This is a genomic window from Brevibacterium sp. 2SA (assembly GCF_005502845.1).
Taxonomy (GTDB): Bacteria; Actinomycetota; Actinomycetes; order Actinomycetales; family Brevibacteriaceae; genus Brevibacterium.
In genome coordinates this window covers 1-23,725 of record NZ_SCMW01000048.1, presented here as the reverse complement: position 1 = coordinate 23,725, position 23,725 = coordinate 1, and the positions used below count along the sequence as shown (strand labels likewise).

Here is a 23,725-nt window from a genome sequence, read left to right as displayed (position 1 = left end):
GACCGCCCCCTGCACTGGTCCGTTCGAGGCGCGCTTATGCCCGGTCGCCGAGGGCGACGACGTTGTCGGCGAGACGCTCGTTCGTGCCGTACATGAAGTGGTTGCTCATGTTCTCCGAGAACCGGCTCGCCTCCGTCGTCAGGCCGACCGTCTCGGCGACCTCGCGGATGTGCATCGGGGTCGCACCGCAGCACACACCGAGGTAGTTGACGCCGAGTTCGTGAGCTTCCTTCGCGAAGGCGCCGATCTCGTAGCGGTTGGTCTGCAGCGGATCGAGCGCGGTGGGGAAGGTGCGGCCGTGCGGGGACGGCACCGCGGCGTGGGGGTCGGAGAGGTTGAAGAACGTCGGCTCCTCCTCGGTCGTCCGGTAGGGGATCGGCAGGGCGCCGACGTGACATGAGACGGCTGCGCGGATCTCCTTGAGCCACGGCAGCATCGTCGCCGGTCCGCGGAAGCAGTTGAGGCCGACGACGTCGACGCCGAGCTGCTCGAGACGCTGGGCGGTCTCGACGATCCCTGCCCCGTCGGCCATCTCCTGGAACGCCATCGGCGCGAGGGTGAGGACGACGGGCAGGCCGCTGGCCTTCGCGATCTCGGCGGCGGCGATGGCCTCACCGGCGAAGTAGAAGGTCTCACCGATGATGAGGTCGGCACCCTCCTCGACGGCCCAGCCGACCATCTCGGAGAACATCGCGCGGACCTCGTCCTGCTTCGCGGGGTCGGCGGGATCCCAGATGTTCGAGTTCGAGATGTTGCCGGCCATGAAGTTGCCGGGCTTGGCGTCGGCGACGGAGCGCGCGATCTGCAGGGCCGAGCGGTTGAGCGGCTCGAGGAGGTCCTCCTTGCCGATAACCCGCATCTTCTCGCGGTGCCCGTTGTACGTGAAGGCCTCGACGATGTCGGAGCCGGCGCGCTGGAAGTCGACGTGGAGGCTGCGCAGCGCCTCGGGGAACTCGAGCGCGACCTCGGGCACGAATTCTCCCGCGGAGAGGTATCCGCGCTTCTCGAGTTCGAAGAGGAAGCCTTCTGCGCAGATGACGGGGCCGGCGTCGAGGCGCTCGGTGAGTGCGTTGGACTGTGTCATGAGTTCTCCCGGTAGAGCTGAGATCGTCGGGCCCGGTGACCGAGCTCCGTCGCATTGAGGACTCGGCCAGCTCATCACAGGCAACGTCGCCGTCCGCCGTCGACCGTCACAGAAGGTCAGATTCGCGCCGCATTCCGTCACAGAAGGTCATGTCGCCGAGGCGGCCCGACCTGCCCAGGCACCTCGACCTTCGTGCGGGGTTCGTCAGTTCCCGCCGCGGCGGGCGCTCAGCCAGTCGGCGAGCAGCGCGGTGCCGAGGAAGGCGATGAGCCACACCCCGCCGAGGATGAGTGCGATGACGGGGAGGAAGACCACGGCGTAGTTGATCTCGAGCCACAGCCCCGACAGTGCGAGGAGGGCGCAGAGGAGGACGCCGATGCCGGCGATGAGGCGGAGGACGAAACCGGGCGTCGACGCGGTGCGCCGGCCCCGGGCGGCCTGGACGAGGACGAGCACGCCGGCGAGGAGCAGGAGCAGCGGAGGCAGAGCGATGAGGACGACTCCGGCGGCCATCGTCTACCTCCCGGTGTCCCTGCTCGCGCACGTCACGCAGAGCGCCGCGGAGGGGCGAGCGTCGAGTCGCGCCTGAGCGATCGGCTGAGAGCAGGCGGCGCAGATCCCGAACGTCCCGTCATCGAGCCGGGTCACCGCAGCGGCGATCGCGTCGAGACGCTCGCGGGCCTGTTGCCGCATCGCGTCGGCCTGGCTGCGTTCGAACGCGATCGTCGCACCTTCGGGGTCGTGTTCGTCGTCGCTGTTGTCGCCCTGCCGGGCTGCGGAGAGACTGTCGATCGAGGCGCTCAGCGACGCGAGCAGCGCACGGGTCTCCGCCTCCTCTTGACGGAGTCGCTCGAGCCACTGGTCATCGGCCATGCACATGACCCTAATCCCGTGCCGGTGCCTAAACCACCGGTCGTGGGTGACGAGAACGAGGGTTCCGGAGTTCTTCGGCCACCGGTACAGCAGGAGTCGGGCCAGCCATGCGATGTCGTCGACGTCGAGGCGGTTCGTCGGCTCACCAAGCACTCCGGTAGCAGATACAGGACGAGCACCTGCTGCCATGGAGACCACAGCACTCATCTGCATCCGAGACTCAATCGACCGCCACCACCTGATGCGGGCCACCGGCGACCAGGGGACTGATTGCCGTGTCTGGAGAGTGTTACGGTTGACTTGTGGTCCAGTTCACAGAACCTCAGGTCATTCTCTTCGTCCGCGATCCTGAGCAGGCCGCGACGTTCTACAGCTCGTTCGGGTTCGTGGAGTCCTTCCGCACCCCACAGGCCAACCCCGTGAAGATCGAGATGACGCATGGCGACTTCACCTTGGGGCTGGCGACCCCCGAGTCCGCAGCAGCAGCACATGCGATTGAGGCCAATTCCAAACCCAATCGTGCGGTCGTGGTGTTGTGGACCGACGATGTGCCGGCAGCCTACAAACTCGCACTCGACGCCGGGGCACGCGATATTCAAGCGCCCCACATCTACCGCGACACGCTGCTTATGGCGTTTGTGGAGGACCTTGATGGTCACCCCATGCACCTTGTATGCCAAGTCGACGGCTGAGACCTCACCGTTGTCATCCGGGACGGTGGACCCAGGTGGTGGGCTTCCCACTCCTCTCCGGCCTGCCGCCGCCTGTCCGCTACGCCTCCAGCGCCTCGGTGGCCTCGAGCCAGCGCTCCTCGAGGGCTGCCGTCTCGTCCTCGAGTTCCCGGACCTGCGCGGTGAGCGCGGCGAGGCCCTCGAAGTCGGCCTGATCGTGGACGGCCATCTCCTCGTGGAGGGCGGCCACCTGCGTGCTCAGCTTGTCCATGCGCCGCTCGATCGCCGAGACCTCCTTCGACGCCGCCCGCCTTTCGGCGCCGCTGAGCTTCGGTGCCGACGACTCCTCCGCCGAGGCGGTGGCCGCACCCGCACTGTTCGACCCCGCTGCCGGGCCCGACCCCGCGGCCTCCTCGGCGCGCAGGCGCAGGTACTCGTCGACGCCGCCGGGCACGTGCCGCAGGCGGTGGCCGAGGATCGCGTACTGCTGATCGGTGACGCGCTCGAGCAGGTAGCGGTCGTGGGAGACGACGATGAGGGTGCCCGGCCACGAGTCGAGGAGGTCCTCCATCGCGGCGAGCATGTCGGAGTCGACGTCGTTCGTCGGCTCGTCGAGGATGATGACATTGGGTTCGGACATCAGGAGCATGAGCAGCTGCAGGCGTCGCTTCTGACCCCCGGAGAGGTCGTCGACCCGGGCCGAGAGGTGCTCCGTGGCGAACCCCAAGCGCTCGAGCAGCTGGGCCGGCGTGAAGTCCCTGCCCTCGATCGTGAACGTCGTCTTCGCCTCGGCGAGGACTTCGCGCACCCGCCTGCCGCCGATCCGGGCGAGATCGGCGAACTGCTGATCGAGCACGCCGACCTTGACGGTCTTGCCGCGTTTGACCCGCCCCGCGGTCGGTTCGAGCGTGCCGGCGACGAGCCCGAGCAGCGTCGACTTCCCGGCGCCGTTGGGGCCGAGGATGCCCGTGCGCTCGCCGGGACCGATGCGCCACGTGACGTCGTCGAGGACGTCACGGTCACCGAAGCGGACGGACACGTCCTCGAGGTCGACGACGTCCTTGCCGAGCCTGGCCGTCGCCATCTTCTTCAGCTCGATGGGATTGCGGACCTCGGGCACATCGGCGATGAGCTGATTGGCCGCCTCGATGCGGAACTTCGGCTTCGACGTCCGGGCGGGAGCCCCGCGACGCAGCCACGCGAGCTCCTTGCGCATGAGGTTCTGCCGTTTCGCCTCGGTGGCAGCGGCGATCCGGTCGCGTTCGACGCGCTGGAGCACGTAGGCGGCGTACCCGCCTTCGAAGGGCTCGACGATCCGGTCGTGGACCTCCCACGTCTTCGTGCACACCTCGTCGAGGAACCACCGATCGTGGGTGACGAGCAGGAGGGCACCGGAGTTCTTCGGCCACCGGTTCCTCAGGTGCCGCGCCAGCCAGGCGATGCCGTCGACGTCGAGGTGGTTCGTCGGTTCGTCGAGGATGATGAGGTCCCAGTCCTCGACGAGGAGGGCCGCGAGGGCCACGCGCCGCCGCTGACCGCCGGAGAGGCTGCCGATCCGCGCCTCCCACGGCAGGTCGGCGATGAGGCCTGCGATGATGTCGCGGATCTTCGCGTCCCCGGCCCACTCGTAGTCGGCCTTGTCGCCGACGACGGAGAACCCCACGGTCGCCTCGTCGTCGAGTTCGTCGCGCTGGGTGAGCATGCCGAGCCGCAGGCCCCCGCGGTAGGTGACACGCCCGGCGTCGGGCGTGATCGTGCCGGCGAGCATCCCGAGCAGCGAGGATTTGCCGTCGCCGTTGCGCCCGACGATGCCGATCATGTCCCCGGTGTCGACGCCGAGGGTGACCGAGTCGAAGACGATGCGCGTGGGAAATTCGAGGTGCAGGGCTTCGGCCCCGAGAAGATGTGCCATAACGCCCACCAGCCTAGAGCACCGGGGATTGCCCTAGCTGCAGCGGACGCGATCGGCTCGTGAGAAGGCACAGCGGCCCCTGTCGAACGGACTACGACTGTGACACTTGATTGCGTTTTCATATCGGTGTCGCGGATTCGCGTGCTACGCGCGCGGGAGACGTGGCTCACGTGCATTAGACTGGCCGAAAACTCATCGAAATGTGACCGATCGCCCAGTCGTCTCACAGGTTCGCGATGAGTCGGCCGGCGGTCCACCGCCGACGCCAGTGTTGGTCCTTCGAGAAAAGAGTAGACCTTGAAAAAGCTCGCATCAGCGGTGTCGATGATCGCCGCATCCGCCCTCGTGCTCTCCGCCTGCGGCTCCGGCGGCAGCGGCAGCGACTCCAGCGCCGGCGGGGATTACCTCGCCTGCATGGTCTCCGACTCCGGCGGCTGGGATGACCAGTCGTTCAACCAGTCGGGCCGTGAGGGACTGACGAAGGCCAAGGACAGCCTCGGCATTCAGGAGAGCCTCGCCGAATCCCAGGGCGACGCGGACTTCACCCCGAACGTCGACAACATGGTCCAGCAGGGCTGCAACCTCACCTTCGGCGTCGGCTTCCTCCTCGAGGATGCGATCCAGACCGCCGCTGAGGCGAACCCCGACCTCAACTTCGCCCTCATCGACTCGACGTTCTCCGACCCCGACGGCAACCCGGCCGAGGTCGAGAACGCGAAGCCGCTCGTCTTCAACACCGCTGAGGCCGCGTACCTCGCCGGCTACGTCTCGGCCGCGATGTCGAAGACCGGCAAGGTCGGCACCTTCGGCGGCATCCAGATCCCCTCGGTCACCGTCTTCATGGACGGCTTCGCCGACGGTGTGAAGAAGTTCAACGACGACAACGGCAAGAACGTCGAACTCCTCGGCTGGAACAAGGAGAGCCAGCAGGGATCGTTCTCCGGTGACTTCGAGAACCAGGGTCAGGGCCAGGAGCTGACGAAGCAGCTGATCTCCCAGGGCGCCGACATCGTCATGCCCGTCGCCGGCCCCGTCGGCCTCGGTGCCGCGGCCGCGGCGAAGGAAGCCGGCGACGTCAAGCTCGTCTGGGTCGACACCGACGGCTACAACTCGACGGAATACGGTGACATCATCCTCACCTCGGTGGTCAAGGAGATCGCCAACGCCGTCGAGGACACCGTCAAGCAGGGTGTCGACGGCAACTTCACCTCCGAGCCCTACGTCGGCACGCTCGAGAACGAAGGTGTGGGACTGGCTCCCTACCACGACTTCGACGGCGAGGTCCCCGAGGACGTCAAGACGAAGGTCGAGGAGCTCAAGAAGCAGATCATCGACGGCACGATCACGGTCGAGTCGGAGAACTCGCCCAAATAATCACCTGGGTTAAACTGCAGGGTCGAAGTCTTTCGGCCCTGCAGTTTTCAAGTTTGTGAGGAGTGCTGCGAGCAGTGAAACTCGAGCTTCGCGGGCTGACGAAGGTGTTCGGATCATTCGTCGCCAACGACCACATCGATCTCACCGTCGAACCCGGTGAGATCCACGCCCTTCTCGGTGAGAACGGCGCCGGCAAGTCGACGATGATGAACGTCCTCTACGGCCTCTACGACCCCGATGGGGGAGAGATCCTCATCGACGACAAGCCGGTGAGCTTCGCCGGACCCGGCGATGCCGTGGCCGCGGGCATCGGCATGGTCCACCAGCACTTCATGCTCGTGCCGGTCTTCACCGTCGCCGAATCCGTCGCGCTCGGCTACGAACCGACGAAGGGCCTCGGCCTCATCGACGTCGCCGAGGCGCGGAGGAAGGTCACGGAGATCTCCGCGCGGTTCGGGTTCAACATCGACCCCGACGCCCTCATCGAGGATCTGCCCGTCGGCGCGCAGCAGCGGGTCGAGATCATCAAGGCCCTGTCCCGCGACGCGGAGATCCTCATCCTCGACGAGCCCACCGCCGTGCTCACCCCGCAGGAGACCGACGAGCTCATCTCGATCATGCGCCAGCTCAAGGAGCAGGGCACCTCGATCGTCTTCATCACCCACAAACTCCGCGAGGTCCGCGCGATCGCGGATTCGATCACCGTCATCCGCCGGGGCAAGATCGTCGGCGAAGCCTCCCCGGACTCCACCGAGGCGGAGCTCGCCAGCCAGATGGTCGGGCGCAACGTGTCCCTGACGACGGACAAGAGCCCTGCCGACCCGGGTGAGGCGACGTTCCAGGTGCGCGGGCTCACCGTCGTCGACCGGGCCGAGAACGTCGTCGTCGACGATGTCAGCTTCGACGTCCGCCGCGGCGAGATCCTCGCCATCGCCGGTGTCCAGGGCAACGGGCAGACCGAGCTCGCCGAGACGATCATCGGGCTGAGCGAACCGCGCCTGGGCACGATCACCCTCGACGGGAAGAACCTCGTCGGCACGTCCGTCAAGGACCGGTTGGGCGACGGGATCGGTTTCGTGCCCGAGGACCGGTCGACCGACGGCATCATCGCCGAGTTCTCCATCCGCGAGAACATGATCCTCGACGTCTACGATCGCCCGCCGTACGCGAAGGGCCCCAACCTCCGCTCCTCGGTCATCACCGCCGAGGCGGAGAAGAAAGTCGAGGAGTTCGACATCCGCCTCGGCAGCATCGCCGACCCGATCTCCACGCTGTCCGGCGGCAACCAGCAGAAGGTCGTGCTCTCCCGCGAGCTCGGCCGGGAGCTGCGCCTCTTCATCGCCAGCCAGCCGACCCGCGGCCTCGACGTCGGATCGATCGAATTCGTCCACAAGCGCGTCATCGCCGAACGCGACACCGGCACCCCGTGCATCATCGTCTCGACCGAACTCGACGAGGTCTACGGACTCGCCGACCGCATCGCCGTGATGTACTCCGGTCGGATCGTCGGCATCGTCGGACCCGAGACCTCCCGTGAGGCGCTCGGCCTCATGATGGCCGGTGTCCCCGCCGAGGAGGCGCTGGCCTCCGCAGGCACCGCACCCGAGGCAGGTGCCCCCTCCGACGCCGGCACCGCGACCGGCGCGACCCCAGACTCAGCGACCACCTCGGCGGAGGAGAGCGAATGACGACTGACATCTCACCGGCCGCGCCGTCCCCGGCCCCGCCGCCGACCGCCGAGGCGAAGCCCGGGCGGCAGCAGACCCTCATCCAGGAGATACTCTCAGGATCGTGGCTGGTCACTGTGCTCGCCATCGTGCTCGCCCTCCTCGTCGGCGGTGTCCTCATCGCCTTCGCCAACGCGGAGGTCATCGCAGCGGCGAGGAACTTCTTCTCCGCGCCCGGCGCGTTCTTCTCCACGGTCTTCTCGACCGTCGGGGACGCCTACTCCGCGCTCTTCCGCGGGGCGATCTTCGACTGGAACGCCCGCACCCCGGAACGCGCGATCCGCCCGCTGACCGAATCGCTCGTCAACGGCACCCCGCTCATCCTCACCGGCCTCGGCATCGCCCTGGCCTTCCGCTCGGGACTGTTCAACATCGGCGGCCAGGGCCAGGTCATCCTCGGCGCCACTGTCGCCGGATTCCTCGGCTACGCACTCAGCCTGCCGCCCATCGTCCACATGCTCATCGCCGCGGTCGGCGGCATCATCGGCGGGGCGATCTGGGCGGGCATCGCCGGTGTGCTCAAGGCGCGGACCGGGGCGAACGAGGTGATCGTGACGATCATGCTCAACTCGATCGCCGGCTACCTCCTCGGGTACCTGCTCAAGCAGTCGTGGTTCACCCACACGCAGTCGGCGAACCCGCAGTCGCGCACGATCGACGAATCGGCGCAGATGTTCCTCCTCCTTCCGCTGCCCTTCCGCCTCAACTTCGGGTTCATCCTCGCGATCCTCGCGACGATCTTCGTGTGGTGGCTGCTCGAGCGCTCGACGATCGGCTTCGAGTTCAAAGCCGTCGGCGCGAACCCGCATGCCGCGCGCACCGCCGGCATCTCGGTGGCCAAGGTCACCGTCCTCGTCATGGTCATCGCCGGTGGCCTCGCGGGACTCGCCGGGGCCACACAGGTGCTCGGCACGGAGGACAAGCTCACCGGCGGGATCGCCGGGTCCATCGGCTTCGACGCGATCACCGTGGCGCTGCTGGGACGGTCGAAGCCGCTGGGGACGTTCTTCGCCGGTCTCCTCTTCGGCGCGTTCAAGGCCGGTGGCTACCTCATGCAGTCGCAGACGGGTACGCCGATCGACATCGTCCTCGTCGTCCAGTCGGTCATCGTCCTCCTCATCGCCGCCCCGCCGCTCGTGAGGACGATCTTCCACCTGCCCGCACCGGTGCTCAAGCGGAAGGAGTCCTGATATGAGCGCACAGACTCTTGACACCCCCACCGGTGCGCCCACGAAGGTGGTCGCGCCGATCGCGTGGAAGTACCCGATCGTCTACTCGGTGCTCGCGCTCATCGCGCTGATCTTCTTCGGTCTCATCGGCCGGGCCGGTGATACGACCTTCCGGATCGCCACCGGCGGTGACTTCTTCGCCATCCCCGACCTCGTCGTGTCCGCGAAGGCCACGGGCCTCGTGCTCTCGCTCATCCTCGTCGTCATGGCGGCCGTTTCCATCTGGTTCGCGACCCGCAGGGACGACCTCGGCTCGTGGTTCCCCGTCACCTTCGGCATCGTCTTCGTCCTCTCGTTCCTCGCGTGGGCCGGCGGCGGCAGCGGCGGCGTCATCCCGCTGACCACTCTGCTCGCCGGCGCTCTGGCCCTGTCGGTGCCGCTGATCTTCGGTGCGATGTGCGGTCTCATCGGCGAGCGCTCGGGCATCATCAACATCGCGATCGAAGGTCAGCTGCTCGCCGGTGCGTTCCTCGCCGCGGTCGTCGCCTCGGTGGTGAAGAACCCCTACGCCGGCCTGCTCGCCGCCCCGATCGCCGGCGCCCTCGTCGCCGTGGTGCTCACCTTCTTCGCCGTGAAGTACTGGGTCAACCAGATCATCATCGGCGTCGTCCTCAACGTCCTCGTCGTCGGACTGACGAACTTCCTCTACTCGACGGTGCTCACCGAGAACCCCGAACTGTGGAACTCCCGGCAGAAGCTGCCCAACCTGCCGATCCCGCTGCTCTCGGACATTCCGATCCTCGGGCGGGTGCTCTTCGATCAGAACATCCTCGTCTACATCATGTACGTCGTCGTCATCGCCCTGCAGATCTTCGTCTTCCGCTCGAAGTGGGGACTGCGGATGCGGGCGGTCGGCGAGCACCCGAAGGCCGCGGACACCGTCGGCATCAAGGTCAACTTCACGCGGGTGCGCAACACGATCATGGCCGGGGCGATCGCCGGCCTCGGCGGCGCGTTCTTCACCGTCGGCTCCGGACTCGCCTTCGGCAAGGAGATGTCGGCCGGACAGGGCTACATCGCGCTGGCCGCGATGATCCTCGGCAAGTGGAACCCGAAGGGCGCGCTCTTCGCCGCCCTGCTCTTCGGCTTCTCGAAGAGCCTCGGCAACACGCTGCAGTCGATCGGCACCCCCGTGCCCAACGAACTGCTGCTCATGCTGCCCTACATCGTCACGATCCTCGCCGTCGCCGGCTTCGTCGGACGGGTCCGCCCGCCGGCCGCCGAGGGCGTGCCCTACGTGAAGTCATGACAGTGTGACGGAGATCGGAGGATGCGATGACGAGAGCACAGGCGTTCGGGGACGACCCCACCTGGTGTGAGCCGGTTCCGAAGGTGATCCCCGCCGAGGTGACCGAAGAGTCCTGGGAGCTGCTGCGCGCCTCCGCGGTCGCCGCCATGGGCAGGGCCTACGCCCCGTATTCGGGCTATCCCGTCGGGGCTGCGGCCCTCGTCGACGACGGGCGGATCGTGGCCGGCTGCAATGTCGAGAACAGTTCGTACGGGGTGACCCTGTGCGCCGAGTGCTCGCTCGTCTCCGATCTGTTCATGAGCGGCGGCGGCCGGCTCGTCGCCTTCGACTGCGTCGACGGCCACGGCACCACGCTCGCCCCGTGCGGGCGCTGCCGCCAGCTGCTCTTCGAGCACGGGGGAGCCGACCTCATCCTCAACATGCCCTCGGGACGGAAGACGATGGCCGAGGTCCTGCCCGACGCTTTCGGTCCCGACGACCTCGGAGTCGACCGCCTCGGCGAGGGCACCGGGCACCCGAAGCACTGACCTTATCCCTCTGACCACTTCCCACCGACCACCGGAGGTTCACCCACTGTGACCGTAGAGGCATTCGACGCCGTCGACGTCATCGCCGCCAAGCGCGATGGCCGGGCGCTGTCCAAGGACCAGATCGACTGGGTCATCGACGCCTACACCCGCGGGGTCGTCGCCGACGAGCAGATGGCGGCGCTCGCGATGGCGATCTTCCTCAACGACATGGAGTCCGAGGAGATCGCCGACTGGACGCAGGCGATGATCGCCTCGGGGGAGCGGATGGACTTCTCGTCGCTGACGCGCACCACCTCTGACAAGCACTCGACGGGCGGTGTCGGGGACAAGATCACCCTGCCGCTCGCGCCTCTCGTCGCGGTCTTCGACGTCGCCGTCCCGCAGCTGTCCGGGCGCGGCCTCGGACACACGGGCGGCACGCTCGACAAGCTCGAAGCGATCCCCGGGTGGCAGGCGAACCTGTCGAACAAGGAGATCCTCACGCAGCTCGAGGACATCGGGGCCGTGATCTGCGCCGCCGGCTCCGGGCTCGCCCCGGCGGACAAGAAGCTCTACGCCCTGCGGGACACGACGGCCACCGTCGACTGCGTGCCGCTCATCGCCTCATCGATCATGTCGAAGAAGATCGCCGAGGGCACCGCGGGCCTCGTCCTCGACGTCAAGGTCGGGTCCGGGGCGTTCATGAAGGACATCGGCAAGGCGCGCCGGCTCGCTGAGACGATGGTCGGGCTCGGTAAGGCGGCCGGGGTGAAGACCTCGGCGCTGCTCACGGACATGTCGACGCCGCTCGGGCTCACCGTCGGCAATGCCCTCGAGGTCCGCGAGTCCGTCGAGGTCCTCGCCGGAGGCGGGCCTGCCGATGTCGTCGACCTCACAGTGGCCCTCGCCGAGGAGATGCTGCGGCTGGCGGGACGCACCGATGTCGACGTCCGGGCCGCACTCACCGACGGCCGGGCGATGGACAAGTGGAAGGCGATGATCCGCGCCCAGGACGGCGATCCGGACGCCCCGCTGCCCGTGGCCTCCGACACCGAGGTCGTCTTCGCCCCCGAATCCGGGGTGCTGACGAAGCTCGATGCGCTCTCCGTTGGGGTTGCCTCGTGGCGGCTCGGCGCCGGACGCGCGCGGAAGGAGGATCCGGTGCAGGCGGTCGCCGGCATCGAGCTCCACGCCAAGCCCGGTGACACCGTCGCAGCCGGTGACCCGCTGCTCACCCTGCACACCGACACGCCTGAGCGCTTCGAACGGGCCCTCGAGTCCCTCGTCGGGGCCTACGAGATCGGCGGCGATGCCGCTGCCGTGCCGGACTCGATCGTCCTCGAGACGATCACGTAGGCTGGCGGCCGTTGCCGCTGGGGCCGTCATCGGCGTGACCTGCCACCGGCCCCGCCCTTCCACCACCGCACACAGCATTTCCGAACACATCCATTGGAGGACACCATGACCAGCCGCTCCGACGTCGCCGCGATGATCGACCACACCCTGCTCAAGCCGGAGGCGACGCGGGCCGACGTCGACGCGCTCGTCGACGAGGCGAAAGACCTCGGCGTCCTCGCCGTGTGCGTCTCGCCGTCGATGCTGCCGCTCACCGACACCGGCGACCTCGTCGTCGCGACCGTCGTCGGGTTCCCCAGCGGTCAGGTGAAGCCGGAGATCAAGGCCGCCGAAACCGAGCGGGCCGTGACCGACGGCGCCGCTGAGGTCGACATGGTCATCAACATCGGGCAGGCGATCGCCGGGGACTTCGACGCCGTCGAGGCCGACATCCGCGGGGTCGTCGAGGCCAGCGGGGATGCGCTCGTCAAGGTGATCATCGAATCCGCGGCACTGACCGACGAGCAGATCGTCGAGGTCAGTCGGCGCGCCGAGGCGGCTGGGGCCGATTTCGTCAAGACCTCGACCGGATTCCACCCGGCAGGTGGGGCCAGTGCGCACGCGGTGGCGCTCATGCGCGAGACCGTCGGCGATCGCCTCGGCGTCAAGGCCTCCGGCGGGATCCGCACCGTCGAGGCGGCCGAGGAGATGATCGCCGCCGGTGCCTCGCGCCTCGGCCTGTCCGGGTCCGCCGCGATCCTCGCCGGACTCTCCGACTGACGCGCCCCGGTGCGTGCGGCGCGCCCACGGACCGGCACGCCACAGGGCCCACGGACCGGCGGCCGCTCGATCAAGCGGCAGCGCGGATGCGGGCCCGTGCACGGCCCGCGATCCGCACCAGCGCTTGATCGAGCAAAGTCCCCACAGCTCCGTGCGAGCACCTCGTGCCGAGGTCAGAGTCCGAAGTAGGCCTTGAGCTCTGTCGTGATCGTGCTCAGTCGCTCCTGCAGCGACGGTCCCAGGGAGGGGGCGCCGACGACCTCGAGGTAGCACTTGAGCTTCGGTTCGGTGCCTGACGGACGGACGATGACCCGCGAGTTCGACTCCGAGAGCAGGAGGATGCCGTCAGTCGGCGGCAGCCCGTCGTACCCGGTCGAGAGGTCGTGGACTTCGGCGACGGGCGACCCGGCCAGCGCGGTCGGCGGAGCCTGCCGCAGTTTGTCCATCGCCGAGGCGATGAGGGAGACGTCGTCGAGGCGGAAGCTCAGCGGTGCCGTCGCGAAGAAGCCGTCGCGGGTGCGGATGCGGTCGAGCTCGGCATCGATCGTTGCCCCGTCCCGTTTGAGGCGCGACGCCAGCGCGGCGAAGGTCACGGCCGCGGAGATTCCGTCCTTGTCGCGGACGACGGTCGGGTCGACGCAGTAGCCGAGAGCCTCCTCGTAGCCGAAGACGAGGCCGGGCACCCGCGAGATCCACTTGAAGCCGGTGAGCGTCTGCACTGCGGGGAAGCCGTGGGCGCGCACAGCGGCGGCGAGCCCCCGCGAGGAGACGATCGAGTTCGCGAAGACGGGCCCGGCCGTGCCGGACTCATTCACCGAGGCGGTCGCGACATCGGCGGTTGCGTCCCCGGCAGTCCCTGCTGGCGACGCGGAGGCCGCAAGCCGGGAGGCGATGTCCTCGCCGAGGAGGAGGCCCACCTCGTCCCCGGACAGCTGCCGGTATCCCGGCGCCGCGGTCGGATCCGGGATCGCCGCGGAGAACCGGTCCGCGTCGGGGTCGTTGGCGATGATGAGATCGGCGCCGGCCTCCCTGGCCAGGGCATACGCCTCGTCGAGGGCGCCGGCTTCCTCCGGGTTGGGGAAGGCGACTGTCGGGAAGTCGGGGTCCGGCTGCTGCTGAGCGGCCACCGGGTGGAGGTTCTCGAACCCGGTGAGCGCCAGCGCCGCCTCGGCGACGGTCGCCCCGACGCCGTGGAGCGAGGTGAGCACGATCGACAGGTCCGCGCTCGCGCGCACGCCGAGGGCCTCGATGCTCTCGAGGTAGGCCTCGACGATCGTGTCATCGAGGTGCTCCCAACCCGATTCGGCGCGCGGCACCGACGCGACGGACGGGACGGCGGCGATCCTCTCGGCGATGAGCGCATCGGCCGGGGGCACGATCTGCGCGCCCGCACCCGCACGGGCAGTGACCGGGTCCGGTTCGATCGCGAGCAGCGGCCGCTCCCCGAGGTAGACCTTATAGCCGTTGTCGGCGGGAGGGTTGTGGCTCGCGGTGACCATGACCGCGGCATCGGCGCCGAGGTGGGAGAGCGCGAACGCCGTGAGCGGAGTCGGCAGCTGTTCGGGCAGCTGAATGGCCACCCCGCCGGCGGCGGTGACGACGGCCGCGGTGTCGCGGGCGAAGTCGGAGGACTTGTAGCGGGCGTCGCAGCCGATGACGACGCGGAAGCCCGGGCCGACGGTGTCGCGGAGGAACGCCGAGAGTCCGGCCGCGGCGCGGATGACGACGGAGCGGTTCATCCGGTTGGGCCCCGCGGCGATCTCCCCGCGCAGGCCCGCAGTGCCGAAGACGAGGGGACCGGAGAACCGGTCGGCAAGGTCGGCGAGCGCGGCTGCGTCACCGGCCTCCGCCTCGGCGAGGATGGCCGTCAGCGACGTGGCTGTCTGCGGATCGGGGTCATCGGCGATCCACGCACGGACGATGTCGGCGTCGAAGCCTGTCGTGAAGCGGTCGGCGACCCGGACCGGGCTCGTGTTCGATTCGCTCATCGATTCGCCCACCGGCCTCAGAGCTGTCCGACGATGTCGGCGAGCAGCTGGGAGATCCGCGGGGCCGCGGCGGCTCCGGCCTCGATGACCTCGGCGTGGGAGAGCGGGGTCTCCTGGATGCCTGCGGCGAGGTTCGTCACGAGCGAGATGCCCATGAGTTCGAGTCCTGCCTGCCGGGCGGCGATGGCCTCGAGCGTCGTCGACATGCCGACGAGGTCGGCGCCGAGGATGCCCGCCATCCGCACCTCAGCCGGGGTTTCGTAGTGGGGGCCGCGGAACTGGGCGTAGACGCCTTCGTCGAGGGTCGGGTCGATCTCCTTGGCGATGGCCCGCATTCGCGGCGAGTAGAGATCGGTGAGGTCGACGAAGTTCGCGCCTTCGATGGGGGAGGTGCCGGTGAGGTTGATGTGGTCGGAGATGAGGACCGGGGTGCCCGGGGCCCAATTGCGGTTGAGCCCACCGCAGCCGTTGGTGAGCACGAGGCTGGTGCAGCCGGCGGCGGCAGCGGTGCGCACACCGTGGGCGACGGCGCGCACGCCCTTGCCTTCGTAGTAGTGGGTGCGCGAACCGAGGACGAGGGCGTGCTTCCCGCTCGAGGCGATGCGCACGGTGCGCAGCGTGGGGACGTGGCCGGCGACGGCCGGAGCGTGGAAGCCGGGGACCTCGGCGGCGGGGACTTCGCTGATCGTCTCGCCCAGCAGCTCGGCCGCTCCGCCCCATCCCGATCCGAGGACGAGGGCGATGTCATGGGACTCGATCCCAGCGGCGGAGTTGATGGTCGTGGCCGCTGCCTGCGCGGCGGCGGTAGGATCGCTTAAGTCAGTCATGACGCCAAGATTATCAACATCTGACATGCCGCAAGGAGCGCTCACCATGCCGATCCGACCACTTGCCGACGGCGACGATCTGCGACTGAACGAGGTGTTCTCCGACGCGGCGACACCGGCCGGTCACATGGCCCGGTCCCTGTTCCGTCCGGCCGCGGAGTCCCCGCTGCTGCGGTCGGTCATCGCCGAGGTGGTCCCCGAGGTTCCCGTCGGCGCGGCTGCGATCGCCGAGTCCCCGCTCCACCCGTACCGGGCGTGGGTCAACGTCGAGGTCGCTGCCGAGGAGCGCGGCCACGGGCTCGGTCGTGAGCTCTTCGAGGCGGTGTCGGCCGAGACCGCAGGCACCCCGCTGGAGGGCCTCGACCTGCGGGCCCGGGTCGAGGCCGGCAGCGTGGGGGAGAAATTCGCCGAGGCGCTCGGTTTCACACCGCTGACGACGACGCGGGTCATCAAGATTCCCGCCGGGGCCCTGCCGCCCAGCGGCGGCGGTCGCGCCGAGGACCTCGAGATCGTCTCGACCGGGTCGGTCAAGCTGACGAAGGCCTTCCTCGAGTGGTACACCGCGGTCAACCGCGACGATGCGGTCGCGCCGCTGACGATCGGTCAGGTGAGCAGTGCGTTCCTCTCCGAGGCGGCCGGTGCCCATGGTGCGGCGATGCTCATGAGCGACTCCGCGGCTGCCGGTGAGGGCGCGTCGGGCAGCGGGCTGAGCGCCTTCGCCGTCTCCTATGCGCGCGAGGCGGAGCCGGCACCGGTCGGCGGTGGGCAGGATGCCGCGGCGAACCTGCCCGGGAATGCCGAGGAGGAGCCGGCGACCGAGCTCATCCTCGGATCGATGTTCGAGACCCGTGAGGACGTCGCTGACGCCTCGTCTGAGCAGTTCGAGGCCGCTGTCGCCGATGCCGAGCTGCTGCTGGCCAGGCTGTCGGTCGATGCCGATGTCGTCATCGAAGTCACCAGCGGCATGCCCGTGGTCTCGGCGCTCGCCGATCGGCTCCTCGCCGCCGGTCAGGCCGGCGAACTCTACCGCTACGAGACTCTCTCGGGACCTCCCGCGGACACCGTATGAGACGGTCCCGGCTGTGGACCGGGCTGAGACATGAAGGTGCCGAAGAACTCGGTGAGCGTGGTCACCTGATCGACCGCGACGACGGCGGCCACGTACTGGTCGGGACGGACGAGGACAACGGCGCCGCGGGACCGGTCGATGTCGCGGTCGTCGAAGATGTCGCGATCGGGGGTGCCGGCCTGCCTGCTGATCGCGCTGAAGAGCTTCTCCTCATCGACCAGGCCCAGTCGTCCGGTGCGCGGCCGCAGCAGGGCCGGCACGTCGGAGGGCGCGACATCGCGGTGGTGGTCCTGGACGATGCCGCGGACATCGATGACGGCGTCGATGTCCGCATCCGCCGGGGTGTGCCGCAGCACGGGTGACTCGGGCGCCTCTGCGAGCCAGGCGCACGCCTGATCGAAGAGACGGCGGTCGCTGTCGGCGAAGAGGAAGAGGCGCCACCGTCCATCGGCTAGGTGGACGTGGCCGAGCTCGGTGCGCAGTCCGTCGCTCACACGGGTCACCGGTGCCGAGTGGAAGCGTTGACCCGGCGGGTACCCGCGGGCTGCCGTGGGCGAGGTGGCGCCTGCGATGAGCGGTCCCGGTGGGTACTCGATGCCCAGGCCTGCCGTGTACCGACCGGCGCGGACGAAGTGGTCCTGGAGCGTCGCGTGGTCGACCCCGCCGCGTTCGGGATGATCCGGGTCCGCCGGAGCCTGCGCCATCAGCTGCGACCACGAACGATCGAAGTCGATGAGCTCCTGGGCCACCGGTTGGCGCTCCTGGGAGTACGTTCGCAGGATTGCCGGGGCAGTGCGGCCGAGCAGGGTTCCGCTGAGTTTCCATCCGAGGTTGAACGCGTCCTGCATCGACACGTTCATTCCCTGCCCGGCTTTGGCGCTGTGCGTGTGGCAGGCATCCCCGACGATGAAGACACGGGGATCAATCCCGTTCGCGAGGTCGGTGCCCGCATCGTCGAAGGCATCGGCGGTGCGCTGTGCCACCTCGTAGATCGAGGACCAGACGATCTCCCTGATGTCGAGGGAGTAGGGGCGGATGACGTCGCGGGCGATCTCGATGATCTGCTCCGGCGTCGTCCGGCGCACCGCAGCGCGGTTTTCGTCGTCGACGACGCCGAGGTCGACGTAGAGCCGCACGAGGTAACCGCCCTCGCGCGGGATGAGCAGGATGCTGCCGTGGGTCGCCGACTGGATCGCGGCCTTCCTCCTGATGTCGGGGAAGTCGGTGACGGCGAGCATGTCCATCACACCCCAGGCATGCCCGGCGGCCTCACCGTGGAGCGAGAGGCCGATGGCCCGTCTCACGGCGCTCCGGGCGCCGTCGGCACCGACGAGGTACTTCGCCCGGACTGTGCGTGTCTCCCCGCTGTCCGCATCCCGCAGCACGGCCTCGACGGGGTGAGTGCGGGCGCGGTCTATGGTGAGGGAGGAGAACTCGACGCCATAGGTCGGGGTCAGACGCGTGGGGCTGTTGTCCATGAACCCGAGGAGCAGATCCTGGATCCGCGCCTGATTGACGATGACATGGGGGAACTCGCTCAGCCCGTCCTCGACGTCCTGGACGAGCCCGGTGCGCACGATCCGTTCGCGGTCGTCTGCGTCCGGATGCCAGAACGCTGTCTCGTTGACCCAGTACGCCTCGTCGATGAGCCGACCGGCCAGTCCGAACGACGCAAACGTCTCCACGGTGCGGCAGGCGACGCCGTCGGCTCGGCCGAGCTCGAGCGGTCCGCGGCTCTTCTCGACGAGGCATGTGGTGAGGTCGGAGAACTGGGACAGGTAGGCCGAGAGGAGGAGACCTGCGGGTCCGCCGCCGACGATGAGGACATCCGTCTCGTCGCGGTCCTCACCGGCGACCCGCGTCGCCGGATGACGACGGGGGTCGCCGGACCGGAAGCCGTCGCGGTGGTACTGCACGTCAGCTCCGTGTCGAGAGATCGAGGGCGATGTCGACGAGCATGTCCTCCTGGCCGCCGATGAGGGCACGGTTCCCGGCCTCGACGAGCAGCGATCGGGCGTCGAGACCGTAGGTGTCGGCCACCCTCTCGGCGTGGCGGAGGAAGCTCGAGTAGGTGCCGGAGAGTCCGAGCGTCAGTGTCTCCCGATCGACCTGCACCGGTCGGTCCTGGAGCGGTCGGATGAGGTCGTCGGCGGCATCCTGGAGGCTGAAGAGGTCAGCCGCGGTGTCCCAGCCGAGCAGTTGGGCGACCGCGACGAGGGGTTCGATCGGTGTGTTGCCCGCCCCGGCGCCGTGACCGGCCAGTGAGGCGTCGACCCGGAACGCGCCTTCCTCGACGGCGACGACCGAGTTCGCCACGGCCAGTGAGAGGTTCTGGTGGGCATGGATGCCGATCTGCGTCCCGGCGTCGAGGCGGTCGCGATACGCACGCACGCGGTCGCGCACTCCGTCCATCGTCAGACGGCCGGCGGAGTCGGTGATGTAGACGCAGTCTGCGCCGTAGGACTCCATGAGAGCGGCCTGCTCAGCCAGCTGTGCAGGTTCGGCGAGGTGGGCCATCATGAGGAAGCCTGAGACGTCCATGCCCCACGACTTCGCGGCGTCGATGTGCTGGGCGGCGACGTCGGCCTCGGTGCAGTGGGTGGCGATGCGCACCGAGGTCACTCCGTGGTCGTAGGCTTCACGAAGGTCGCGCAGTGTGCCGATGCCCGGCAGCAGCAGCGTCGTGAGCACGGCACGGTCAACCGCCTCGGCGGCCGCATCGATCCAGGCGAGAGCATCATGGGACCCCGGCCCGTAGGTCAGACTGGCCCCAGCCAGACCGTCGCCGTGAGCGACTTCGATCGCGTCGACGCCGGCTGCCTCGAGCGCGGCTGCGATACGCCCGACGGACTCGGGGGTGATGCGATGCGCGATCGCGTGCATGCCGTCGCGTAGGGTGACATCCTGCAGATACACCTTGGGGCTCACAGTGTCTCCTTCGTCGGTGCGGGTCCTGTCGTCGCGGCTGCGATGCTCTCACCGGTGCGCAGTGCCGCGGAGGTCATGATGTCGAGGTTCCCGGCATAGGCGGGCAGGTACATCGCAGCGCCCTCGACCTCGATGAAGACGCTGATGCGCGAGTATCCGTCGGCTTGCTGAGCAGTCGTGGGAATGAGACGCCCGGCGTCGGCGGACTCGTCGTCGATGACGACGCGCTGTTTGAGCCGGTAGCCCGGCACGTAACGGGCGACTTCGGCGACTCGGGCTTCGACAGCGGATTCGACCCCCTGCGCCTCAGCGGGGCTGAGACGGCAGGTGAGCATCTGGACGGTGTCGCGCATGATCATCGGGGGATCGGCGGGGTTGAGCACGATGATCGCCTTTCCGCGGGCGGCCCCGCCGACCTGTTCGAGGGCCGCCGCTGTAGTCTCGGTGAACTCGTCGATGTTCGCCCGGGTGCCCGGACCGGCCGACCGGGAGGCGATCGAGGCGACGATCTCGGCATAGAGGACGGGCACGAGCTGGGAGACGGCGTGGACGATCGGAATGGTCGCCTGCCCGCCGCAGGTGACCATGTTGACGTCGGCGGCGTCGAGGTGGGCGTCGAGGTTGACCGCCGGGACCACGTAGGGACCGAGCGCGGCCGGAGTGAGGTCGACGAGCCGTTTGCCGTGGGGGAGGAGCTTCTCGGCGTTCGTGCGGTGGGCGGCGGCGCTCGTGGCGTCGAAGACGATGGCGATGTCGTCGAAGTCGGGGCTCGCGATGAGTCCCTCGACCCCGTCGTGGGTGGTGGGCACGCCCATGCTGCGTGCACGGGCCAAACCGTCTGAGTCCGGGTCGATGCCTACGAGCATTCCCATCTCCAGTGCTGTGCTCAGGCGCATGACCTTGAACATGAGGTCGGTGCCGATGTTGCCGGATCCGATGATCGCGACCTTCGTCCCTGTCATCGTCGCTGTCTCCTTGTCGTCTGCGCCGGGGGTTTCAGGCGTCCTGGGTGCGGTCAAGGTGTCACCCCGAGTTCCACGGATTCGAAGCCAGGCGCCGAGGCGGTCCACCGAGTCTCCGGTGGGGCCGGCACGGCCGCCGTCACAGCACCGGCGATGACGAAGCTGCCCGCGGTGATCGTCGCCCCGAAGCCGCCGAGAGCTCCGGCCAGCCACTGGACGGCTGTGGTCGGATCGCCGAGGACGGCGGATCCGGGACCGGAGACGGAGTCGCCGCTGTCGGAAGTCAGGGTGATCTCTGTGGTGATGAGCGCGTCGAGCAGTTCGGCCGAGGCCTCCCGCCACGGGCCGAGGACGACGGCAGCCGAGGAGGCGTTGTCGGCGACAGTGTCGACGAGGCCGATGTCCCAGTTCTCCACGCGGGAATCGATGATCTCGATCGCGATCGCGACGGCGTCGATCGCGTCACGCACCTCGGTCGGCGTGAGGTCGGCCGGCACGGGGGCCGCGAACCGGAAGGCGAACTCCGGTTCGAGGCGCGGCGCGATGAGGGTGCGGAGGCTGATGCTCTCCCCGTTGTCGACGACCATGGCGTCGGTGAGGATCCCGAAGTCGGGTTGGTCGACGCCGAGTTGGCGCTGCATCGCCGTCGAGGTCAGTCCGACCTTGCGTCCGACGACGACTTCTCCGCGGCTGCGCCGTGCGGCGGTCAGCGTCTCCTGCACGCGGTAGGCGTCGGCGAGGCTGAGATCGGGGTCGGCGGCGGAGGGCCGGGGGATGGGCTGGCCGGTTTCGGCTGCCGACTGCAGGGAATCGGCGAGGGCCGCGATGCGGGGGTCTGTGGCACTCATCGTCACAGTTCCCCGGTGAGGAAGCCGCGGACGAGGAAGAGCATGGGATCACGGCGTTCGATCTGCACCCAGTGACCGCATCGGTCGAAGATGTGGACCTGGGAGTTGGGCAGGTGCTGGCTGAAGTAGACGGATGAGTCAGGAGTGATGAACCGGTCCTCCCGGCCATGGACGAGGAGGACCCTGTGCGTGATCCGGCGCAGGGCCGACGGTGGCACGGTCATCTCCGCCGGCGAGGTGGGGGTGGCGTACATCGACTGGAACGAGCGTCGAACCTCCGGCCGGAGCACCTCGGCGAGGCGGTTCTCAACGATGGTGTCGAGCGAGTCGCCGAGGCTGTCCTCGTCGTAGACGAACCAGCGCGTGAGGGACTTCAGGCCTGCCTCCGAGGGATCCTTGTAGAAGGAGACCATGCGGATGACCTCGGGGGTCGGAGCTGCCATCTGACCGCCGGCGCTGCCCATGAGGACGAGGTCGATGACGCGTTCGGGTGCGGTGTGCGTGATCCACAGCGACAGTGCGCCGCCGGCGGAGTTGCCGACGAAATGGGCGCGGTCGATGTCGAGGGCGTCGAGGAGGTCGAGGATCTGGTTGACTCGGGCGCGCACCCACGCGGTCATTGATCCGGGCAGGGCGTCCTCGCCGGGATGGTCGGTGGCTCCCCACCCGTAGATGTCCGGTGCGATGACCCGATAGTCATCGGAGAGGCCGGGAATGAACTCGGCCCAGTTCGTCACGGAGTTCGCCCCCGGGCCGCCGCCGTGGAGGAGGACGACGACGTCGCCGGTGCCCCCGGAATCGAGGTACGAGGTGGTGAAGTCCCCGGTCCGGACGCGTTCGGTGGTGAAGTGCGGCATGATCAGGCCTCCGTCGTGGTGTTCATGATGTTGTCGTCGGTGTGCGGGACGTAGTCGGTGGGTCCCCACATGGTCAGGGCCATCGCGATGTCCTCGGGTCCCCATTCGACCGGTTCCCAGTCGGGGTCGAAGATGAGGTAGCCGTTGCTGAAGATCTCGACGCGATGACCTGAGCCCGGGTCGCGGACGTAGAGGAAGAAGGCCTGGCTGACGCCGTGCTTGCCCGGGCCCTGATCGGGGGTGAGACCGGCCTCGACGACGATGTCGGCAGCCCGGAGGACATCAGCGGCGTTGTCGAGCCAGAAAGCGAGGTGGTGCATGCGTGCCGGGCTGGCCTCCTGCGGGCCGGCCTGCATGACGGCGATGTCGTGGACGAGCGGGGTCACGCTCATCCAGCCGCCGACCCGGCCGGCCGGGGTCTGGATGTATTCGCGCAGCCGGAAGCCAAGGTTGTCGCTGAGCCACCGATGCTGGACCTCGGGGTCGTGGGTGGTCCAGAGATTGACGTGGTCGATGCGGCGCACGCCGATGCCGTGGTTCCATGAGCGGTACCGCTGGTTGAGCAGCACCGAACGGTCCGCCTCGGCAACGCCTGGCTTGTCGACGTCGTAGTAGAGACGGAATCTGTGACCGGCGGGGGAGCTGATCCGCAGGGACTCTCCATAGCCGTCTTCGCTGTTCGCCGGGTCGACGGCGACGTCGTTGCCGTTGTCGGTGAGGAGCGTGTGGAAGCCCTCGAGGTCCTCGGGTCGTCTGACCCGCCACGAGACGTGGTCGAGGCGGGCGCGGTCGCCGGCTTCGAGGACGAGGCTGTGGTGCTCGCGTTCCATCGCAGCACGCAGGTAGACCTTGGTCTCGGTCCGCGCGGTGATCTCGAGGCCGATGACCTCATGGAAGAACCACAGGGACTTCTCGAGGTCGGGAGTCACGAGGTGGGCGGCGCCGAGTTTGGCGATCTCCGGGTGGAAATGAGCGGGCATGGTGTGTCCTCCGTGTTGTCGGTTCAGTGGGGCAGAGTCGATGTGCACCGGCAGGCGGTGCGGCGGTGCGTGGCGATGGACGGGTCTCACGCGGGAGCGGTCGGTGCGGTCGACGGCCAGGCGGGGACGGCGAGGCCGGAGGTGTCGGCGGCGGCGACGAAGCGGTCGGGACGCAGTGCCACCGCGCGGACTCCGAAGCCGGTCATCCATTCACGGAGCACGCCGTGGAGGTCGACGATCTCTTCGGCAGTGACCGTTGCCTCGTTGCGCTGACGCACGGTGACGTAGCGCGCACCGAGGCTGTCCCAGTCCCTGCGTTCGCTTGCAGTGAGCAGGTCGGCCGGGTCGATACCGTCGCCGAGGAGGACGCAGCCTCGACCGAGCGCATCGTCGAGACGGAGCATCCGTCCGTCGGTGGTCTCGACCTTCGGCTGGGGGATCATCCGTCCGATGACGGTGTCTTCGCTCGGCCGACCGCGCAGCCATCCGGCGGTGAGGACGGGTGGGGCGATGAGCGGGGGAT

Annotated in this window: 21 protein-coding genes and 1 pseudogene; 9 read left to right on the top strand and 13 right to left on the bottom strand. The window is 68.5% G+C overall.

Annotated elements, in window-relative coordinates; translation table 11 throughout:
* Window positions 1–34 precede the first annotated feature (34 nt).
* The 3 genes from FFS20_RS14340 to FFS20_RS14330 form a co-directional block, all read right to left on the bottom strand.
* Window positions 35–1,084, bottom strand: a complete 1,050-nt coding sequence (locus tag FFS20_RS14340; RefSeq protein ID WP_137826508.1) for a homocysteine S-methyltransferase family protein — start codon at window positions 1,082–1,084, stop codon at window positions 35–37.
* 204 nt (window positions 1,085–1,288) lie between these two features.
* On the bottom strand, window positions 1,289–1,597 hold the full coding sequence (locus tag FFS20_RS14335; protein WP_137826507.1) for a hypothetical protein: 309 nt from the start codon (window positions 1,595–1,597) through the stop codon (window positions 1,289–1,291).
* 3 nt (window positions 1,598–1,600) lie between these two features.
* Window positions 1,601–2,110 carry a TraR/DksA C4-type zinc finger protein gene (locus FFS20_RS14330; protein WP_349290527.1) on the bottom strand — a complete coding sequence of 170 codons (510 nt, stop codon included), beginning with the start codon at window positions 2,108–2,110 and terminating at the stop codon, window positions 1,601–1,603.
* Between the two features lie 149 nt (window positions 2,111–2,259).
* Between FFS20_RS14330 and FFS20_RS14325 the strand changes: the two genes are divergently transcribed.
* The gene (locus tag FFS20_RS14325) at window positions 2,260–2,649 is read left to right on the top strand and encodes a VOC family protein (RefSeq protein WP_137826506.1); all 390 of its coding nucleotides are present in this window, start codon (window positions 2,260–2,262) and stop codon (window positions 2,647–2,649) included.
* 79 nt (window positions 2,650–2,728) lie between these two features.
* On the opposite strand, the gene FFS20_RS14320 is transcribed toward FFS20_RS14325, so the two are convergent.
* Window positions 2,729–4,540: an ABC-F family ATP-binding cassette domain-containing protein gene (locus FFS20_RS14320; RefSeq protein WP_137826505.1), complete on the bottom strand. Its 1,812-nt coding sequence runs from the start codon at window positions 4,538–4,540 to the stop codon at window positions 2,729–2,731.
* Window positions 4,541–4,837: 297 nt separating this feature from the next.
* Here FFS20_RS14320 and FFS20_RS14315 point away from each other — a divergent pair, with 297 nt between their 5' ends.
* The 7 genes from FFS20_RS14315 (at window position 4,838) to deoC (ending at window position 12,743) form a co-directional block, all read left to right on the top strand.
* A complete protein-coding gene (locus FFS20_RS14315; RefSeq protein WP_249356872.1) occupies window positions 4,838–5,914 on the top strand; it encodes a BMP family ABC transporter substrate-binding protein in 1,077 nt (358 codons plus the stop codon).
* A gap of 74 nt (window positions 5,915–5,988) precedes the next feature.
* Complete coding sequence (locus FFS20_RS14310; RefSeq protein ID WP_137826504.1) at window positions 5,989–7,602, top strand: ABC transporter ATP-binding protein; 1,614 nt, start codon at window positions 5,989–5,991, stop codon at window positions 7,600–7,602.
* Window positions 7,599–8,831 carry an ABC transporter permease gene (locus FFS20_RS14305; RefSeq protein WP_137826503.1) on the top strand — a complete coding sequence of 411 codons (1,233 nt, stop codon included), beginning with the start codon at window positions 7,599–7,601 and terminating at the stop codon, window positions 8,829–8,831. Before FFS20_RS14310 ends, FFS20_RS14305 begins: the two co-directional genes overlap by 4 nt.
* 1 nt (window position 8,832) lies before the next feature.
* Entirely contained in the window at window positions 8,833–10,119 is a 1,287-nt protein-coding gene (locus FFS20_RS14300) for an ABC transporter permease (protein WP_137826502.1), read from the top strand.
* A 26-nt stretch (window positions 10,120–10,145) separates the two neighbouring features.
* A complete protein-coding gene (locus tag FFS20_RS14295) occupies window positions 10,146–10,646 on the top strand; it encodes a cytidine deaminase (RefSeq protein ID WP_137826501.1) in 501 nt (166 codons plus the stop codon).
* A gap of 48 nt (window positions 10,647–10,694) precedes the next feature.
* A complete protein-coding gene (locus tag FFS20_RS14290; RefSeq protein ID WP_137826500.1) occupies window positions 10,695–11,984 on the top strand; it encodes a thymidine phosphorylase in 1,290 nt (429 codons plus the stop codon).
* Between the two features lie 105 nt (window positions 11,985–12,089).
* Window positions 12,090–12,743, top strand: coding sequence for a deoxyribose-phosphate aldolase (gene deoC, locus FFS20_RS14285; RefSeq protein WP_137826499.1), 654 nt, complete (start codon window positions 12,090–12,092; stop codon window positions 12,741–12,743).
* A 173-nt stretch (window positions 12,744–12,916) separates the two neighbouring features.
* On the opposite strand, the gene FFS20_RS14280 is transcribed toward deoC, so the two are convergent.
* A complete protein-coding gene (locus tag FFS20_RS14280) occupies window positions 12,917–14,731 on the bottom strand; it encodes a phospho-sugar mutase (RefSeq protein ID WP_137826498.1) in 1,815 nt (604 codons plus the stop codon).
* Window positions 14,732–14,748: 17 nt separating this feature from the next.
* Complete coding sequence (locus FFS20_RS14275) at window positions 14,749–15,558, bottom strand: purine-nucleoside phosphorylase (RefSeq protein ID WP_137826497.1); 810 nt, start codon at window positions 15,556–15,558, stop codon at window positions 14,749–14,751.
* 46 nt (window positions 15,559–15,604) lie between these two features.
* Here FFS20_RS14275 and FFS20_RS14270 point away from each other — a divergent pair, with 46 nt between their 5' ends.
* The gene (locus FFS20_RS14270) at window positions 15,605–16,627 is read left to right on the top strand and encodes a GNAT family N-acetyltransferase (protein WP_137826496.1); all 1,023 of its coding nucleotides are present in this window, start codon (window positions 15,605–15,607) and stop codon (window positions 16,625–16,627) included.
* Here the strand turns inward: FFS20_RS14270 and FFS20_RS14265 are convergent.
* The 7 genes and pseudogenes from FFS20_RS14265 to FFS20_RS17995 all read right to left on the bottom strand — a co-directional run.
* Window positions 16,588–18,543 (bottom strand): FAD-dependent monooxygenase, encoded by a 1,956-nt coding sequence (locus FFS20_RS14265; RefSeq protein WP_137826495.1) that lies wholly within the window; start codon window positions 18,541–18,543, stop codon window positions 16,588–16,590. The two genes, FFS20_RS14270 and FFS20_RS14265, sit on opposite strands and share 40 nt — an antisense overlap.
* Window position 18,544: 1 nt before the next feature.
* Window positions 18,545–19,555 carry a 4-hydroxy-2-oxovalerate aldolase gene (gene dmpG / locus FFS20_RS14260; RefSeq protein WP_137826494.1) on the bottom strand — a complete coding sequence of 337 codons (1,011 nt, stop codon included), beginning with the start codon at window positions 19,553–19,555 and terminating at the stop codon, window positions 18,545–18,547.
* The gene (locus tag FFS20_RS14255) at window positions 19,552–20,517 is read right to left on the bottom strand and encodes an acetaldehyde dehydrogenase (acetylating) (RefSeq protein ID WP_137826493.1); all 966 of its coding nucleotides are present in this window, start codon (window positions 20,515–20,517) and stop codon (window positions 19,552–19,554) included. The genes dmpG and FFS20_RS14255 overlap by 4 nt, the downstream gene beginning before the upstream one ends.
* 53 nt (window positions 20,518–20,570) lie before the next feature.
* Window positions 20,571–21,365: a fumarylacetoacetate hydrolase family protein gene (locus FFS20_RS14250; protein WP_137826492.1), complete on the bottom strand. Its 795-nt coding sequence runs from the start codon at window positions 21,363–21,365 to the stop codon at window positions 20,571–20,573.
* Between the two features lie 2 nt (window positions 21,366–21,367).
* On the bottom strand, window positions 21,368–22,222 hold the full coding sequence (locus FFS20_RS14245; protein ID WP_137826491.1) for an alpha/beta hydrolase: 855 nt from the start codon (window positions 22,220–22,222) through the stop codon (window positions 21,368–21,370).
* Between the two features lie 2 nt (window positions 22,223–22,224).
* Window positions 22,225–23,202, bottom strand: coding sequence for a VOC family protein (locus FFS20_RS14240; protein WP_137826490.1), 978 nt, complete (start codon window positions 23,200–23,202; stop codon window positions 22,225–22,227).
* Between the two features lie 86 nt (window positions 23,203–23,288).
* Window positions 23,289–23,725, bottom strand: a pseudogene (locus FFS20_RS17995) (monooxygenase); the annotation flags it as partial.